General features: G+C 59.9%; 10 protein-coding genes, 1 tRNA gene, 4 other RNA genes and 2 pseudogenes. All 17 read left to right on the top strand.

Going from position 1 to position 18,244, the window contains the following annotated elements:
• The first annotated feature begins 43 nt into the window (after positions 1 to 43).
• Positions 44 to 120 (top strand) — tRNA-Pro (locus MKR05_RS12835).
• A gap of 34 nt (positions 121 to 154) precedes the next feature.
• Positions 155 to 287: non-coding RNA, RtT sRNA (locus MKR05_RS12840), on the top strand.
• Between the two features lie 34 nt (positions 288 to 321).
• Positions 322 to 454: non-coding RNA, RtT sRNA (locus tag MKR05_RS12845), on the top strand.
• 34 nt (positions 455 to 488) lie between these two features.
• Positions 489 to 621, top strand: a non-coding RNA gene (locus MKR05_RS12850) — RtT sRNA.
• Between the two features lie 34 nt (positions 622 to 655).
• Positions 656 to 789: non-coding RNA, RtT sRNA (locus tag MKR05_RS12855), on the top strand.
• A gap of 838 nt (positions 790 to 1,627) precedes the next feature.
• The gene (gene dppA / locus MKR05_RS12860) at positions 1,628 to 3,235 is read left to right on the top strand and encodes a dipeptide ABC transporter periplasmic-binding protein DppA (RefSeq protein WP_032454329.1); all 1,608 of its coding nucleotides are present in this window, start codon (positions 1,628 to 1,630) and stop codon (positions 3,233 to 3,235) included.
• A 134-nt stretch (positions 3,236 to 3,369) separates the two neighbouring features.
• Positions 3,370 to 4,389, top strand: a complete 1,020-nt coding sequence (dppB, locus tag MKR05_RS12865; RefSeq protein WP_002921786.1) for a dipeptide ABC transporter permease DppB — start codon at positions 3,370 to 3,372, stop codon at positions 4,387 to 4,389.
• A 9-nt stretch (positions 4,390 to 4,398) separates the two neighbouring features.
• Positions 4,399 to 5,301: a dipeptide ABC transporter permease DppC gene (gene dppC / locus MKR05_RS12870; protein ID WP_032454328.1), complete on the top strand. Its 903-nt coding sequence runs from the start codon at positions 4,399 to 4,401 to the stop codon at positions 5,299 to 5,301.
• A 10-nt stretch (positions 5,302 to 5,311) separates the two neighbouring features.
• Complete coding sequence (gene dppD / locus MKR05_RS12875) at positions 5,312 to 6,295, top strand: dipeptide ABC transporter ATP-binding protein (protein WP_023291308.1); 984 nt, start codon at positions 5,312 to 5,314, stop codon at positions 6,293 to 6,295.
• Positions 6,292 to 7,305, top strand: coding sequence for a dipeptide ABC transporter ATP-binding subunit DppF (dppF, locus tag MKR05_RS12880; RefSeq protein WP_023291307.1), 1,014 nt, complete (start codon positions 6,292 to 6,294; stop codon positions 7,303 to 7,305). The genes dppD and dppF overlap by 4 nt, the downstream gene beginning before the upstream one ends.
• Before the next feature lie 18 nt (positions 7,306 to 7,323).
• Positions 7,324 to 7,503 (top strand): annotated as a pseudogene (locus tag MKR05_RS12885) (hypothetical protein).
• Positions 7,504 to 7,819: 316 nt separating this feature from the next.
• Positions 7,820 to 8,359 (top strand): cellulose biosynthesis protein BcsO, encoded by a 540-nt coding sequence (locus MKR05_RS12890; protein WP_217332671.1) that lies wholly within the window; start codon positions 7,820 to 7,822, stop codon positions 8,357 to 8,359.
• A gap of 1 nt (position 8,360) precedes the next feature.
• Positions 8,361 to 9,153: pseudogene (locus MKR05_RS12895) on the top strand (cellulose synthase operon protein YhjQ/BcsQ).
• A 19-nt stretch (positions 9,154 to 9,172) separates the two neighbouring features.
• On the top strand, positions 9,173 to 11,284 hold the full coding sequence (bcsA, locus tag MKR05_RS12900; RefSeq protein WP_023291304.1) for a UDP-forming cellulose synthase catalytic subunit: 2,112 nt from the start codon (positions 9,173 to 9,175) through the stop codon (positions 11,282 to 11,284).
• Positions 11,281 to 13,710, top strand: coding sequence for a cellulose biosynthesis cyclic di-GMP-binding regulatory protein BcsB (gene bcsB / locus MKR05_RS12905; protein WP_238875237.1), 2,430 nt, complete (start codon positions 11,281 to 11,283; stop codon positions 13,708 to 13,710). The genes bcsA and bcsB overlap by 4 nt, the downstream gene beginning before the upstream one ends.
• On the top strand, positions 13,707 to 17,759 hold the full coding sequence (locus MKR05_RS12910) for a cellulose biosynthesis protein BcsC (protein WP_101995562.1): 4,053 nt from the start codon (positions 13,707 to 13,709) through the stop codon (positions 17,757 to 17,759). Before bcsB ends, MKR05_RS12910 begins: the two co-directional genes overlap by 4 nt.
• Positions 17,759 to 18,235, top strand: coding sequence for a cellulose biosynthesis protein BcsD (gene bcsD, locus MKR05_RS12915; RefSeq protein WP_004204979.1), 477 nt, complete (start codon positions 17,759 to 17,761; stop codon positions 18,233 to 18,235). Before MKR05_RS12910 ends, bcsD begins: the two co-directional genes overlap by 1 nt.
• Positions 18,236 to 18,244: the final 9 nt, after the last annotated feature.

Genomic DNA, 18,244 nt, shown 5'->3' on the forward strand with positions numbered 1-18,244 from the left:
CATTGACGGGGGTGCATCCCAGCAGTAAGATGCGCCCCGCATTCGGTGATTGGCGCAGCCTGGTAGCGCACTTCGTTCGGGACGAAGGGGTCGGAGGTTCGAATCCTCTATCACCGACCAAATTCAAAAAGCCTGCTCAACGAGCAGGCTTTTTTGCATCTATAGCCTGTGAGGATGAGAACCTCCGGGGGCAGGAGGTTCGACTCGAGCGCAGCGAGAGAACGTTGCGTCAGCAACGGCCCGCAGGGCGAGCCACGTAGTGGCGAGTCATCCTCTATCACCGACCAAATTCAAAAAGCCTGCTCAACGAGCAGGCTTTTTTGCATCTGTAGCCAGTGAGGATGAGAACCTCCGGGGGCAGGAGGTTCGACTCGAGCGGAGCGAGAGAACGTTGCGTCAGCAACGGCCCGCAGGGCGAGCCACGTAGTGGCGAGTCATCCTCTATCACCGACCAAATTCAAAAAGCCTGCTCAACGAGCAGGCTTTTTTGCATCTGTAGCCAGTGAGGATGAGAACCTCCGGGGGCAGGAGGTTCGACTCGAGCGGAGCGAGAGAACGTTGCGTCAGCAACGGCCCGCAGGGCGAGCCACGTAGTGGCGAGTCATCCTCTATCACCGACCAAATTCAAAAAGCCTGCTCAACGAGCAGGCTTTTTTGCATCTGTAGCCTGTGAGGATGAGAACCTCCGGGGGCAGGAGGTTCGACTCGAGCGGAGCGAGAGAACGTTGCGTCAGCAACGGCCCGCAGGGCGAGCCACTAAAGTGGCGAGTCATCCTCTATCACCGACCAAATTCAAAAAGCCTGCTCAATGAGCAGGCTTTTTTGCATCTGCGGCCAGTGAGGATGAGAACCTCCGGGGGGAGGAGGTTCGACTTGTGTTCCGTAGGCCCGCGCAAGCGCAGCGCCGCCGGGCACATCATCAGTGGCTACTGGCCAAAACCCCATCAAAATCACAAAAAACGTCTTTATCCCCATTTCCAGCCAGCTGTTCGCTATTTTGTGACATCTTCCATTGCATTTTTTTATCGATGAACAGATCTTTTTTCGCGAAGCTTATGGCTAAATGCAGCATTTTCCGCTGTGCGTTTTAACGTTCACGCTATTAATCGCTCACATATTGGTCACATAGTAAGAAATTTTTCTCATTTGCTGGCATTGTTTCCCACTGGGTGTCGCACCTTAATAAGGTCTTTATTCTGCATATTCGCCTGTAGCATAAATTTCTCTGCTGAAAATAGCGTCTTGAAGTTTTTTTAATCTTTGCCTGCCGTTTCTCACGCTGGATGTAAAACCCGGCTGGCTGTATTGACGTTTCCCCATTCTGTTGACAGATTGTAGGGCATGAGGGGCATTTCATGGAGAATCCGTACTGCAACTCAGTCGTTTTTGCGAAAGGAATCCCCATCTCTCTCTACGCCTTCGGGCACCACCGACCGGACCGGGTATATTCTAAATAGTTCGCGCTGCGGGAAGGCGGCAAGTTTGCGAATCCCCAGGAACATAGATAACGATGTGACTGGGATAATCGAGCGCAGCCAACGCATCCGTGGTTCGAAATATGACGAATAAAAATAAATAAAGGTCTGGCGGATATATGCAAACAACATCACAGTTTTGGAGCAGAATAATGAGTATTTCCTTGAAGAAATCAGGGATGCTGAAGCTTGGTCTGAGCCTGGTCGCCATGACCGTCGCCGCCAGCGTGCAAGCGAAAACCCTGGTTTATTGTTCAGAAGGCTCGCCGGAAGGCTTTAACCCACAGCTCTTCACCTCTGGCACCACCTATGACGCCAGTTCCGTACCCATCTACAACCGCCTGGTCGAATTCAAAACCGGTACAACGGAAGTTATTCCGGGACTGGCTGAGAAATGGGAAGTTAGTGCGGACGGAAAAACCTATACTTTCCACCTGCGTCAGGGCGTGAAGTGGCAGGATAATAAAGACTTTAAACCAACCCGTGACCTGAACGCCGATGACGTGGTGTTCTCCTTCGATCGACAGAAGAATACCAATAACCCGTACCATAAAGTTTCTGGCGGCAGCTATGAATACTTTGAAGGGATGGGGTTACCAGACCTGATTAGCGAAGTGAAGAAAGTGGACGATAAAACCGTCCAGTTCGTCCTGACCCGCCCGGAAGCGCCGTTCCTCGCTGACCTGGCCATGGACTTCGCTTCCATTCTTTCTAAAGAGTATGCCGACAACATGCTGAAAGCCGGCACGCCGGAAAAAGTAGACCTCAATCCTATCGGTACCGGTCCATTCCAGCTGCTGCAGTACCAGAAAGATTCCCGCATTCTGTATAAAGCCTTCCCGGGCTACTGGGGCACCAAGCCGAAGATCGATCGTCTGGTCTTCTCCATCACCCCGGATGCCTCCGTGCGCTACGCCAAGCTGCAGAAAAATGAGTGCCAGGTGATGCCGTATCCTAACCCGGCGGACATCGCGCGCATGAAGGAAGATAAAAACATTACCCTGCTGGAACAGCCGGGTCTGAACGTCGGTTATCTCTCCTTCAACACCGAGAAGAAACCGCTGGACGATGTGAAAGTTCGTCAGGCGCTGACCTACGCGGTTAACAAAGAAGCGATCATCAAAGCGGTTTACCAGGGCGCAGGCCAGGCGGCGAAGAACCTGATCCCGCCGACCATGTGGGGCTATAACGACGACGTCAAAGACTACACCTACGATCCGGAGAAGGCGAAGCAGCTGCTGAAAGAAGCGGGCCTGGAAAAAGGCTTCACTATCGACCTGTGGGCGATGCCGGTACAGCGTCCGTATAACCCGAACGCCCGCCGTATGGCGGAGATGATCCAGGCCGACTGGGCCAAGATTGGCGTCCAGGCCAAGATCGTCACCTACGAGTGGGGCGAGTATCTGAAACGCGCGAAAGCGGGCGAGCACCAGACCGTCATGATGGGCTGGACCGGCGACAACGGGGATCCGGATAACTTCTTCGCGACCCTGTTCAGCTGCGCCGCGGCGAAAGACGGCTCCAACTACTCGCGCTGGTGCTATAAGCCGTTTGAAGATCTGATTCAGCCGGCCCGCGCCACCGACGACCACAACAAGCGTATTGAACTGTACAAACAGGCTCAGGTAGTGATGCATGACCAGGCTCCGGCGCTGATCATCGCTCACTCCACCGTTTACGAGCCAGTGCGTAAAGAAGTCAAAGGCTATGTGGTGGATCCGCTGGGTAAACACCACTTCGATAACGTCTCTGTCGAATAATAAGCACGATGCCTGACCCCCTCTCCCCGCGTGGGAGAGGTGGGGGGCGTATTCCCGCTATTCCGGGGAATGCTTTTGTGAGCAATACAGACGCCCTGTCGCCAGGCGGGGCGTCACTAGAGAGAATCCGGGTTATGTTGCAGTTTATTCTCCGACGTCTGGGACTTGTCATCCCGACATTTATCGGTATCACCCTTCTCACCTTTGCCTTCGTCCATATGATCCCCGGCGATCCGGTGATGATTATGGCGGGCGAACGTGGTATTTCCCCCGAACGTCACGCGCAGCTGCTGGCCGAAATGGGCCTTGATAAGCCGCTGTGGCAGCAATATGCCCACTATATCTGGGGCGTGCTGCACGGTGATTTAGGCATCTCGCTGAAAAGCCGCATTCCCGTGTGGCAGGAGTTTGTCCCACGCTTTAAAGCCACCCTTGAGCTGGGCGTCTGCGCGATGATCTTCGCCGTCGCCGTCGGCATTCCGGTGGGCGTGCTGGCTGCGGTAAAACGCGGCTCCATCTTTGACCACACCGCGGTGGGCCTGGCGCTGACCGGCTACTCGATGCCTATTTTCTGGTGGGGCATGATGTTGATTATGCTGGTTTCGGTACAGCTGAACCTGACGCCGGTCTCCGGGCGCATCAGCGATACGGTGTTCCTTGACGATACCCTGCCGCTGACCGGCTTTATGCTGATCGACACCGCCATCTGGGGCGAGCAGGGCGACTTTATTGACGCCTTAATGCATATGATCCTGCCCGCCATCGTGCTGGGCACCATTCCGCTGGCGGTGATCGTGCGTATGACCCGGTCGTCGATGCTGGAAGTGCTCGGCGAAGACTACATCCGTACCGCGCGCGCCAAAGGCCTGACCCGGATGCGGGTGATTGTGATCCACGCGCTGCGTAACGCGATGCTGCCGGTGGTCACGGTGATTGGCCTGCAGGTGGGCACGCTGCTGGCGGGCGCCATCCTGACGGAAACCATTTTCTCATGGCCTGGTTTAGGCCGCTGGCTGATCGACGCGCTGCAGCGTCGCGATTATCCGGTGGTGCAGGGCGGGGTGCTGCTGGTGGCGACGATGATTATCCTCGTCAACCTGCTGGTCGACCTGCTGTACGGCGTGGTGAACCCGCGTATCCGGCATAAGAAGTAAGGGGCCATCATGTCACAAGTTACTGAAAATAAAGTTATCGCTGCGCCGGTGCCCATGACCCCGCTGCAGGAGTTCTGGCACTATTTCAAGCGCAATAAAGGGGCGGTGGTCGGTCTGGTGTACGTGGCGGTGATGATCATTATCGCCGTGTTCGCCAACTTCCTCGCCCCGTATAACCCGGCGGATCAGTTCCGTGATTCGCTGCTGGCGCCCCCGTTCTGGCAGGAGGGCGGCAGCCTGGCGCATCTGCTCGGCACTGACGACGTGGGCCGCGATATCCTGTCTCGCCTGATGTATGGCGCGCGCCTGTCGCTGCTGGTGGGCTGCCTGGTGGTGGTCCTGTCGCTGATCCTCGGCGTGGTGCTCGGCCTGGTGGCGGGCTATTTCGGCGGGGTGGTGGACTCGATCATCATGCGCGTCGTCGATATTATGCTGGCGCTGCCGAGTCTGCTGCTGGCGCTGGTGCTGGTGGCTATCTTCGGGCCCTCCATCGTCAACGCCTCGCTGGCGCTCACCTTCGTGGCGCTCCCGCACTATGTGCGTCTGACGCGCGCGGCGGTGCTGGTGGAGGTCAACCGCGACTACGTGACCGCCTCCCGCGTGGCGGGCGCCGGGGCGATGCGCCAGATGTTCGTCAATATTCTGCCTAACTGTCTCGCGCCGCTGATCGTTCAGGCGTCGCTGGGCTTCTCTAACGCCATTCTCGACATGGCCGCGCTGGGGTTCCTCGGCATGGGCGCGCAGCCGCCGACGCCGGAGTGGGGCACCATGCTCTCCGACGTATTGCAGTTCGCACAGAGCGCCTGGTGGGTGGTGACCTTCCCGGGCGTGGCGATCCTGCTGACGGTGCTGGCATTTAACCTGATGGGTGACGGTCTGCGTGACGCGCTCGATCCCAAACTGAAGCAGTAAGAGGTTCGAGATGGCGTTATTGAATGTAGATAAATTATCGGTGCATTTCGGCGATGAAAACGCGCCGTTCCGCGCCGTGGACCGCATCAGCTATAGCGTGAAACAGGGCGAAGTGGTCGGCATCGTCGGGGAGTCTGGATCCGGTAAATCCGTCAGCTCGCTGGCGATTATGGGCCTGATTGATTACCCCGGCCGGGTGATGGCGGACAAACTGGAGTTTAACGGCCGCGATCTGCAGCGCATCTCTGAAAAAGAGCGGCGCCAGCTGGTGGGGGCGGAGGTGGCGATGATCTTCCAGGATCCGATGACCAGCCTCAATCCGTGCTATACCGTCGGCTACCAGATTATGGAAGCGATTAAAGTCCATCAGGGCGGCAATAAGCAAACCCGCCGCCAGCGGGCCATCGACCTGCTGAACCTGGTGGGCATTCCCGATCCGGCGTCGCGGCTGGACGTCTATCCGCATCAGCTTTCCGGCGGGATGAGCCAGCGCGTGATGATCGCGATGGCCATCGCCTGTCGGCCAAAACTGCTGATTGCCGATGAACCGACCACCGCGCTGGACGTGACCATTCAGGCGCAGATCATCGAGCTGCTGCTGGATCTGCAGCAGCAGGAGAATATGGCGCTGGTGCTGATCACCCACGACCTGGCGCTGGTGGCCGAGGCCGCGCATAAAATTATCGTTATGTATGCCGGTCAGGTGGTGGAGACTGGCGATGCGAAGGATATTTTCCGCGCGCCGCGCCATCCATACACCCAGGCGCTGCTGCGCGCGCTGCCGGAGTTCGCCCAGGATAAAGCGCGTCTGGCGTCGCTGCCGGGCGTGGTGCCGGGGAAATATGACCGTCCCAACGGCTGCCTGCTGAACCCGCGCTGCCCCTATGCTACGGATAAATGTCGTAGTGAAGAGCCGGCGCTCGCGGATCTCACTGGCGGCCGCCAGTCTAAATGTCACTACCCACTCGATGATGCCGGGAGGCCTGGATTATGAGTACGCAAAAGGCCGCCACGCCACAACCGCTGTTGCAGGCCATTGATCTGAAAAAACACTACCCGGTGAAGAAGGGGTTATTCGCCCCGGAACGGCTGGTGAAGGCGCTGGACGGCGTCTCCTTTACCCTTGAGCGCGGTAAAACGCTGGCGGTGGTGGGGGAGTCGGGCTGCGGTAAATCGACCCTCGGTCGTCTGCTGACGATGATTGAAATTCCCACCGGCGGCGAGCTCTATTATCAGGGGCAGGATCTGCTTAAGCACGACCCGCAGGCGCAGAAGCTGCGGCGGCAAAAAATCCAGATTGTGTTCCAGAACCCCTACGGTTCTCTGAACCCGCGTAAAAAAGTGGGGCAGATTCTGGAAGAGCCGCTGCTGATTAACAGCAGCCTGAGCAAAGAGCAGCGCCGCGAAAAAGCGCTGGCGATGATGGCGAAAGTGGGCCTGAAAACAGAGCATTACGATCGCTATCCGCATATGTTCTCCGGCGGTCAGCGCCAGCGTATCGCCATTGCCCGCGGGCTGATGCTCGATCCGGACGTGGTGATTGCCGATGAGCCGGTCTCCGCGCTGGACGTTTCGGTACGCGCTCAGGTGCTGAACCTGATGATGGATCTGCAGCAGGATTTAGGACTGTCCTACGTGTTTATCTCCCACGACCTGTCGGTCGTCGAGCATATCGCTGATGAAGTGATGGTGATGTATCTCGGCCGCTGCGTGGAGAAGGGCACCAAGGAGCAGATCTTTAACAATCCGCGTCATCCATACACCCAGGCGCTGTTGTCGGCGACGCCGCGTCTGAACCCGGACGACCGTCGCGAGCGGATTAAGCTGACCGGCGAGCTGCCGAGCCCGCTGAATCCGCCGCCGGGCTGCGCCTTTAACGCGCGCTGCCGCCGGCGCTTCGGCCCTTGCACCCAGCTTCAGCCGCAGCTGAAGGATTACGGCGGCCAGCTGGTGGCCTGCTTTGCCGTCGACCAGGATGAGAATCCGCAAAAGCCCCACGCCTGATGGCACGCTCCCGGTCCGATGACCGGGAGCTTCTCTCCCGCCGGAGATGAAATCCGACGATATCGCCTTTTATCGCAGTGAATGCCACGCTCTCGGAGCATTCTTCGTCGATTATCCGAAAAAATAAGACTTTCAGTCCATTTTTATAGAATTAAAGAGAAATTAAAATGGTTCAGGTTTATTCTTTCGCTTATCTGACGCTATGATTCTATCATCGCGAAATACCTTTATATAAAAACGAATGGGAAGCGCGGTGGTTGCGGGGCTTGAGGATGTACGCATACCTAAAAAATGGGGCTATTCTTCTCAAAGGGAAATGTTAGTGTAGCGATACTTCTGCCGTGGAATCACACCGAAAATCAAAATCTAAACTATTATAACCCTGTCAATCGTGTGTATTGGTACGTCTCCACCGGTGCTTTTTCTGCCATACCAGAGACGTCACGATATTTTAAATATACCCAGAAAATAACAACAAACTTAATATGAAATTTTTAAAATCATGAGGTTATCAATGAACCATTATGATGATCTGCAGCGCTTTCAGGAAAAAACGCGGACGCAAAACCTCAAATTTCAGGATCTTTCATCGCAAGCCGCCACGCGGGAGCATGGAGACTGGGCGATCCTCAATCAGCTGAATCCCGGCGCAGAGAAACCCTCTTCCCTGGCGCTGGGAGGCTCGGTCTCCGCGCCGTTGCCGCAGTCGGTGCCTGCGGATCTGTTCCGCCAGGTAGAGGCGGCCGTAGCAGCGGCGCCAGCCTCTGATCCTGTAGCGTCTGCCGCGCCGGCCGCGCCAGCGGCCCCGCAGCCGGTCGTGGAGAGCGCCGCAGCCGCGCCGGAGCCGGTCAGGCAGGAGCCTGCGGTGGCCCCTGCGCCTCCCATCCCGGCGCCTGAACCGGCAATGGCTCCGCCGCCGAGAATAGCCCCCCGACCCGCGCCCGCCGCCGAGAACTATGCCCACCTGTTCGCGGCGAAAAGCGCAGAGCCGGTGACGAAAAATAAAGACCAGCCTTTGAAATCACTTCTGGAAAGGATCGCAACATGCCGTTGATTTGCGTCTGTTCACCGAAAGGTGGCGTAGGGAAAACGACCCTGGCGGCCAATTTAGCCTATGCGCTGGCGCGGACCGGCAGCAAAGTTCTGGCGCTGGATTTTGACGTCCAGAACGCCCTGCGTTTGCATTTTGGCGTGCCGCTGAACGATGAGCGCGGCTACGTGGCGAAGGCGCTGGAAATGCACGACTGGAGCCAGTGCGTGCTGAGCGCCGGCAGCAATATTTTCGTCCTGCCGTATGGCGAAGTGAGCGAAGCGCAGCGTCAGGCGTTTGATGAGCAACTGACTCACAACGACCATTTTCTCCAGCGCGGTCTCTCCGCGCTGCTGAATTATCCCGGGCTGATCACCATCGCCGATATGCCGCCAGGGCCTTCGCCGGCGCTAAAGGCGCTGACGGGTCTGGCGGACCTGCATCTGATCCCGCTGCTGGCGGATACCGCCTCGATGTCGACCCTGGCGCACGTGGAAAAACAGCGCCTGACCGGCGCGGCGCTGAATGACAAGCATGGGCACTATTTCGTCATTAACCAAAGCGATAGCCGTCGCCAGGTCAGCCGGGACGTCACCAGCCTGATGGAAGAAAAACTGGGCGAACGACTGCTTGGCATTGTCCATCGTGATGAAAGCGTGGTGGAGGCCAATGCGTCGCAGAAGTCGATTCTGGACTTTAACGCCTCCTCGGCAGCGGCCTTCGATATTGAAATTATTGCTAAAAAAATATCTTCGCTGTTGGGTATCCATATTGGCGATGGCACGGTGCACAGCCAGCCACGCATGTCAGGGCTTTAACTTATTGCAGGGCTGCTGAATGAAAAAATCTCTTTTTTGGTTGCTGGCGCTGGTGCTCTCTCCGGTCGCCGTGCTGGTAGTGATCACGCCGATGGACAGCCAGAAGCAGTACATCTTTGGTCTGCTGAGCATTGGTATTCTGTTTCTGATGGGTTTCAGCAAACGGCGCAGCATCTCGGTGATTATGGTCGTCACTTCGCTGCTGATGTCCACCCGTTACATGTATTTTCGCCTCACGCAGACCCTGCACTTCAACTCAGCCATTGAAACCATTCTCGGCATGGGGCTCTTTCTGGCGGAAGTCTATATCTGGGTGATGCTGCTGCTTAACTATCTGCAGACGGTCTGGCCGCTGAAGCGCGGCATTGTTCCGCTGCCGGATGATATGAGCAAGTGGCCGACGGTCGATATCTATATTCCGAGCTATAACGAACCGCTGGAGGTGGTGCGTGACACCGTCCTCGCGGCACAATGCATTGATTATCCAAAAGATAAAATGAAAATCTATCTTCTGGATGACGGTAAGCGCAGCGAGTTTGCCGTGTTCGCCGCCGACGTCGGGGTGGGCTATATTACCCGCAACGACAACAAGCACGCCAAAGCGGGGAACCTCAACCACGCGCTGACCCTGACCCAGGGAGAGCTTATCTGCGTCTTCGACTGCGACCACGTCGCCACGCGCGTGTTTCTGCAGGCCACCGTCGGCGGCTTTCTGAAAGATCCGATGCTGGCGCTGGTGCAGACGCCGCACTACTTCTATTCCCCGGATCCGTTCGAGCGCAACCTCTCCGTCGGGCGCAATATTCCGAACGAAGGGATGCTGTTCTATGGCCCGATTCAGCAGGGCAATGATAACTGGAACGCCACCTTTTTCTGCGGCTCCTGCGCGGTGATCCGCCGCGAGGCGCTGGCGCAGATCGGCGGTTTCGCCGTCGAAACGGTCACCGAGGACGCCCATACGGCGCTCAAGTTCCAGCGCCTTGGGTGGAAATCGGCCTTTCTCGATATTCCGCTGGCGGCTGGCCTCGCCACCGAGCGCCTGGTGGTGCACGTTATCCAGCGTACCCGCTGGGCGCGCGGAATGACGCAGATTTTTCGCGTTGATAACCCGCTGTTTGGCCGTGGGCTGACCTTCCAGCAGCGCTTGTGCTATCTCAGCGCCATGCTCTACTACCAGTTCGCGCTACCGAGGGTGGTGTTTGTCACCGCCCCGCTGGCTTACCTGCTGTTTAACCTCAATATTATTTACTCATCAGCGAGCCTGATCGTCTCTTATGCGCTGCCGCACCTGTTTCTCGCCATCTACGTCGGTTCGCGAATGAACGGCCGCTATCGCTACAGCTTCTGGGGGGAAATCTACGACATTGTGCTGGCTTTCCACCTGGTGCTGCCGACCCTGGTGACGATGATTTTCCCCAAGCGCGGCAAATTCAACGTCACCGATAAGGGCGGCCTGCTGGACGTCGGCTACTTCGATTTCACCGTAGTGCGCCCGCATCTGGTGGTGGCCTGCCTGCTGGCGCTGGGGGTGATCGTCGGCATCGTCCGGGCGATTGGCCATGACTACTTTGGCTCGGACCCCAACGTTATCGCCCTCAACGTCGGATGGGGGATCTACAGTCTGATCTTCCTGCTGGCGGCGATTGCCGTAGCGCGCGAAACGCGGCAGGTGCGCAAAACCATTCGTATCGATGTCGATATTCCGGTGGTGATCCATTACGCCAGCGGCATCGTTTCCCGCAGCCATACCGAGGATCTGTCGATGGGCGGCTGCCGCGTGGTGGCGCCGGATACGCGCCATCTGGAGGATGATATCGAAGAGATTGAGCTGATCCTGCAGTCCGGGGCTATTTCGATCCCGGCGCAGCTGGTCACCTCTGACGAGCGCTTCCTGCGCCTCAAGTTTGATGAAGATATTCCGCTTTCGCGCCGCCGTGAACTGGTGCGCGTTGTGCTGGCCCGCGCGGATGCCTGGATTAATCCGCCGCGCCCGCAGGATAACCCGTTCCGCTCCTTCTTCACCATTTTACGCTGCGTGTTCGAACTGTTCTGGCTGACGTGGAAAACCCGTCGCAGCCAGCGCAATCGGGCAACAGTGGCGAAAACGGCGCAGGAGGATGGCACGTTATGAAGCGATTAACGACGCTGGCGCTGCTGGCAGGGATGCTCTCTGCGCCTGCGCTGCACAGTGAAGAACCGGGCGCCGCCGCCCCGCTGAGCTTCCCGCAGCTCAACGGCGCGGCGGACAGCGAGCCAGGCGACGAACCCCCGGCTGCCTCGCCGGAGGAGGGCGCCTCTCCGGCAGCCCCCGCCACCGCCGGCGATGCTGCGGCGACGGCCCCTGCGCCGGAGATGCCGGACTTACCCCCGCCGGTGAGCGCTACGGCCGCGCCGGAGGTCATTCCTGTCGCCCCGGTCTGGGAAGGCGACCTGAATCTGGCGCAGATGGGGATGCCGGACGGCATTATCCTCAGCGGCGGTCAGCGGCAGGGGGGCGTCAGCTTTACCCTGCCTTCCGATCAGGTGGTGATCCATTCGCAGCTCAGCCTTGCCGTTCGCGTATCGCCGGAAATGGCGAGCCGCAACGCCACCCTACAGCTGATGCTCAACGGTCAACCGCTCGGCACCCTGCCGCTGGGCGCCGATGGCGAGGATGTCTCCCATTATCAGCTGGATATCCCGCCCGCGCTGATGGTCTCCAGCAATAACCTGAGCGTGAAGATCAACGATGGCGATACCCTGCAGTGCCAGCGTGACATTCATGATTCGTCGCGGGTCACGGTGCTGCCCACGTCGCATTTCAGCTGGGAAAGCCAGCAATTGAACATCAGCGACGATCTGAGCCACTTCCCGCGTCCCTTCTTCGACAGCATGCAGATGACGCCGGCGGACATCGCCGTTTCCTATGGAGCGAAGCCGTCGGCCGACGTCTTCAGCGCCGCGGCGCTGGTCTCCTCCTGGCTGGGTATCCAGGCGGACTATCGCGGCATCGCCTTCAGCGCGCTGCGCGACCGCCTGCCGGAACGCCACGGCATCGTGATTGGCCATCCGGGCGAGCAGGTGGGCGGTATGATGCTGCCGGAAACCGATAAGCCGCTGCTGCGCATCATCGCCAATCCCGCCAATCCGGCCTATAAGCTGCTGTTGATCGTCGGCAAAAACGATACCGCGCTGCGCATGGCTGCCTGGCGGTTAACCCGCGGTAACTTTGCGCCGCAAACCGCGACGCTGGATGTCGAGCCGCAGACCATCCCGGTTGGCAAAGCGTATGATGCCCCGCGCTGGATCCCCACCGATCGTCCGGTCAGGCTCAGCGAACTGCTGCGTAAGGATCAAAGCCCGACCGTCAGCGGCGTCTGGCATGAACCTTTACGTATCGCCTTCCGCGCCGCCCCGGACCTCTATCTGTGGGATGGCGAGACGATCCCGCTGCAGGTTGGCTACCGCTTCCCGTCGGAAAACTGGATCAATGAGGATAAGTCCCTGCTGAGCGTCACGCTCAATGGCACCTTCCTCAACAACCTGCCGATGAACAAGCAGGGGCCGCTGGAGAAAGTCTGGCGCCACCTCGGCGGCGATGCGCGCCAGGAGCGCTTTACCATCCCGCTGGCCCCCTATCTGATCTACGGCGATAACCAGCTGTCGATGTACTTCAATGTGGTGCCGAAGGACGATGTTCCGTGCCAGGTGCTGCTGAATAACAATATCAAGAGCCGCATCACTGACGACTCCTGGATTGATTTGAGCAAGACGCGACACTTCTCGCTGCTGCCAAACCTCTCCTATTTCGTCGGCGCCTCGTTCCCCTTCTCGCGGCTGGCTGACTATTCGCAAACGACGCTCCTGCTGCCGGCGGAACCGTCTGAGACCCAGGTGGCGACCCTGCTGAATCTGGCCGCGCGCTCCGGGAACGCGACCGGCACCGCGCTGGCGAATAACCGCGTCGTTCTCGGGATGCCCACCGGCGGCGGGGATTTGCAGTCGCTGCGCGAACGTGACGTGCTGGCGGTCACCGCTCTCGATCAGCAGGCCTTCAACCAGAGCCTGCTGGCCGATTCACCCTACCGCCCGGTGGATAATGTGCTGAGCGTCCGCGAGCCCGATCTGTGGCAAAAAGCGCAGCGCCGGCTCACCGGCGACTGGACCTCCGCCAGCCTCGACGCCGATCGCTACTTCTCGTCCAGCAGCGCCTGGCGCGGGTTTATCAGCTATCGTTCGCCGTGGAACCCCGCCCGCCTGGTGGTGGTGGCGATGGCCAGCAATGATGACCAGCTGGCGCGACTGAAAAACGATCTGGACTCGCCGCGCATCAACGCCGGGATCCGTGGCGATACCGCGGTGATCACCAGCGATAACGGGGTGCGCAGTTTCCAGGTGAGTACGCCGTTCCCCAGCGGTCAGATGCCGTGGTACATGATGGCGGTCTGGTATGCCAGCCAGCACTCCGGTTTCCTCGCCCTGCTGGGGCTGATTGCCACCTCGATAATGGGACTGGCGCTGACCGCGATGTTTAAACGTCACGCCCGTAAGCGTCTGGGTTCGGGGGATAACCAATGAAAAGAAAGATAACGATAACGATGAAAAGCTCCCGGCGGCTCACCACATTCTGCCTCACCGGCGCCCTGGCTCTCGGCGCCTCTGGCGGCGCGCTGGCGGCGGGTAACGACGCGGCGCTGCAGGCGCTGTTCGCCCAGGCCAACTATTGGCATGAGAAATCCCATGACGAGCTGGCGATGGAGTCCCTGCAGAAGGTGCTCTCGGTGGATGCCAACAACACCCAGGCGCTGTATCTGATGGCGCTCTGGTCGCAGCAGGGCGGCGATATGCAGGCGGCGGCGCAGTGGCGCGCGCGGCTGGCGAAAGCGGCGCCGGATAGCCCGGGCCTGCAGGATCTGGACAACGCCAAAAAGATGTCGCAGGTGCCGCAGGGCCAGCTCAGCCTGGCCCGCCAGCAGGCGCGCGGCGGCAATATCCCCGGGGCGCTGGCGACCTGGCGCAGCATGTTCAATGGCAATACGCCGCCTGCTGGGCTGGCGGCGGAATATTACCTGACCATGGCCAGCGACAAATCGCTTTATCCGCAGGCCATCAGCGAACTGCGGCAGTACGTGGCGCAGCATCCGCAGGAGAACGCCCCGCGGGTGGCGCTGGGCAAAGCGTTAACCTGGCGGGAAGAGACCCGTCGGGAAGGGATCGCCCTGCTCGAACCGATGGCCAGCGGCAATAAAGAGGCGGACAGCGGCTTGCGTCAGGCCTTGCTCTGGCTGGGCCCGCAGGCCGGGGATGAACAGTATTACGATACCTGGATGCAGCGGCATCCGCAGGATAGCGAAGTTCAGAATTACTTTCGTGAACGGCGCAGCGGTCAGGCGCGCGGCCAGGGCTACGCCAATCTCAACAGCGGCAATACCGCTGCCGCGAAACAGCAGTTTGAAGAGGTATTGCAGACCAACCCGCAGGATGCCGATGCGCTGGCGGGCATGGGCTATATCGCCCAGCGCAGCGGCGACTACCAGGCCGCGTCACAATATCTGAGCCGGGCGGCGGATCTCGGCGGCGACGCCTCGGCGACCCGCCGTCAGCAGGCGGCCGATGCCCTGTTCTACGGCCAGCTGGCGCAGGCCCAGCAGGCCTATAAGCAGGGCAATATCAGCCAGGCGCTGGCGCTCTCCGCGCCGCTGGCGCAGCAGAGCGGGGCGCGGGGCGCCTCGGCGAAGCTGTTTCGCGCCGATGTGCTGCGGCATAACAAAGATTTACCCCAGGCCGAGCAAACGCTGCGCTCACTGTTAAACGACGATCCGCAGAATGCGGCGGCGCGGGAAAACCTCTACTACGTGCTGCGCGAGCAGAATAAATCCGCCGAGGCGCAGGCGATGCTGCAGACGCTGCCGCAGAGTCTGCAGCAAAAACTGCAGCCGCGAGTGGTGGCCGGCGTCCCGGGCGACGCCCTGCGCCGCCAGGCCCAGGCGCAGGTCAGCAGCGGTAACCCAGCCGGTGCCATTGCCACCCTGCGCCAGGGCGTCGCCCGCTATCCGGACGATCCCTGGCTGCGTCTCGATCTGGCCCGACTGCTGCAAAAATCGGGTAACGCCAGCGAGGCCTCTTCGCTGATGTCGGCGGCCTATCGCCCCGGCGCCAGCAACAGCGCGCTGTATGCCGCCGCGCTGTTCGCCAGCGAAAACGGCGCCTGGCAGCAGGCGCAGACGCTGCTGTCGCGCATTCCCGGCGGCAGCCAGACCAGCGACATGCGCGATTTACGTCAGCGGGTGAACTACAACCTGCAGCTGGTGACGGCCGAAAACTACCTGGCGCAGGGCAATACCATCGCCGCCAGCAATACCCTGCGGGCGATGGCCTCTACGCCGCCGAAAGCCCCGGCGGACGCCGGCAAGCTGGCGCGGCTGCTGGCCGAGAGCGGCGACCTGACCACTGCGGTATCGCTGGTGCGCAACAATATCAGCGGCGGGGTGTCCGGCAACGCCGGCGATTACGCCGATCAGATCGCCGTCCTGAACCAGGCCGGGCTGACCGGCGAGGCGCAGAACCTGATCAGCAATCCGCAGCTGCAGGCCAGCAGTACGCCGACGCAGCTGGCGAGCATTCGCAATGGCTATGTGATCAACGAGGCCGATCGCCTGCGCGAGCAGGGCAATTACGCCGCGGCGTATGACAAGCTGATCCGCGCCATGCAAAGCGATCCGCAAAACACCGATCTGATGTTCGCCATGGCGCGGCTGTACCAGAGCGGCAAAATGAACAAAGAGGCCGGGGTGGTCTATGACTACCTGATGACGCGCGATACGCCGAACCAGGATGCGCGCGCCGGGGCCATCGACGTGGCGCTGTCGGCGGGGAACAACGATCGCGCTGAACAGCTGGCCGGCGGCTTGCGTCAGGATAACTCCCCGGATCGCCTGCTGCTGCTGGCGAGAGTGGCGGAGGCCCAGGGTCATCATCAGCAGGCGATGACCTACCTGCGCAGCGCCCGGGGCAAACTGCTGGGCATGCAAAGCACCAACAGCAGCGAAACGCCGACCGTCGGCGGGGTGCTGGCGGCGGATAACCCCTTTATCGGCGTGTCGCAAACGTCGGCGCCGACGCGGACGGCCTCCGCCTACGGCCAGTATATGCCGTGGCAGGTCGCCCAGTCGGCCGTCGCGCCCGGCTCCTCGCTGCCGGGGATCCAGCGCACCGACCTGCCGGTGGACACCGCCCAGACGCGGATGCTGCGTCAGGTGGACACCATGATGGAGTCGCTGCAGGAGAAAACCGGCAGCTGGCTGCAGGGGGGAATGGACGTGCGCGGACGCGACGGCGAATCGGGCACCAGCAAGCTGACGGAGCTCAGAACGCCGCTGACCTGGTCCTCCTCGCCGTTTGGCGACTCGCGCTTTGACTTTACCGTCACCCCGGTGTCGTTAAACGCCGGGACCGCCAGCGGCGACGCCTGGCGTCGCTACGGCGCAAACCCGCTGGCCAATGCGGTCTCCAATATGGTGAGTACCGCCACCAGCGAGCAGGCGGCGATCGCCGCGATGACCGAGGCGGAGCGGACGGCCTATTTTGCCAGCAATCCGGGCGCTGAGGCGTTAAGCGGCCTCGGCACCCTGAACGCGGCGGATTTCAATCCGACCACCAGCAGCGGGATGGAAAACCTGGCCAAGCTCGGGAGCTATGATTCGGGGCAGGTGGCCAGCTATCTCTCCTCGTCCAGCCGCAAGCCGAACGTTGACCAGACCAGCGGCTCGACCGATTCGCAGAAGGCCAACGGCGTCGAACTGGCGCTGGCGCTAAGCGGCGACGATTACCGGGTCGATATCGGCAGCACGCCGCTGGGCCAGGATCTTAATACCGTTGTCGGCGGGGTGAAATGGTCGCCCAAGCTGACCAACTATCTGTCGCTGATCCTCACCGGCGAACGCCGCTCGCTGACCGACAGCCTGCTTTCTTATGTCGGTCTGAAGGATGCCTATTCCGGGAAAAACTGGGGGCAGGTGACGAAAAACGGCGGCACCCTGCAGCTGAGCTATGACGACGGCGATGCGGGCTTCTACGTTGGCGGCGGCGGATACAGCTATCTCGGACAGAACGTCGCCAGCAACACCAGCATCAATGCCAATGCCGGGGTCTATCTGCGGCCCTATCATGACGAATACCGCCAGCTGCAGGCCGGGTTGAGCATGAGCTATATGGATTACTCCAAAAACCTCAGCTACTTCACCTATGGCCAGGGGGGCTACTTTAGTCCGCAAAATTACGTCAGCGTGTCGCTGCCGGTCAGTCTGACGGAGAAATATGATAACTGGACCATGAAGCTCGGCGGCTCGGTGGGCTACCAGTCTTACAGCCAGGATAAGAGCGCCTATTTCCCGACCAATTCGGAGTGGCAGCAAACCCTGGAGACGGCGGTAAGCAACGGGTTTGCCAAGGAAGCCTACTATTCCGCGACCTCGAAGAGCGGCATCGGCTATACCCTGCGCGCCGGGGCGGATTACAAGGTCAACAAACAGATGACGCTGGGGGGCCAGATTGGCTATGACACCTTCGGGGATTATAACGAAAGCACCGCCGGGCTCTATATTCGCTATATGTTAGGAGATCATTGATGATGACGGAGAACAATAACCCGGTGGTGATGACCTGGTTTCAGCAGCAGCAGACGCCTGCCGGATGGTTCGATCTGTTGATTATTATGGTCGAAGGTATGCTCAATAATGCCGGCGAGCTGGAGAGCCAGCCTTTCCTGCGTCAGATGGGCGCTTCGCTGGCGGAGACCCATCCGCTGCCGGCGTCGGAGACCGTGGGGGAGCTGGAGGCGAATATCAACCGGCTGCTGACCCATTTCCACTGGGGGGTGGTGACCATCGACGTCGGCGAGGACGGCCTGCGCCTGCGCCATCAGGCGTTGCCGGTCAGCCGCGACGACGCAGGGCGCGTGCGCTGGTGCAACGCGTTCTGTGCCATACTCGAGGGGTTATATTCTCGCTGGCTGCAGAGTCAGGGAGGCAGTGCTCACGTGATATTGCAGCGTGAGCGGGTGTTCTCCGTCTCTGACGTTCAGTTTCTTTACTACCATCCATAAAGAGTGAAT

The sequence above is a fragment of the Klebsiella sp. K5-204 genome (genome assembly GCF_030128585.1).
In the GTDB taxonomy this organism is placed as follows: domain Bacteria; phylum Pseudomonadota; class Gammaproteobacteria; order Enterobacterales; family Enterobacteriaceae; genus Klebsiella; species Klebsiella quasipneumoniae.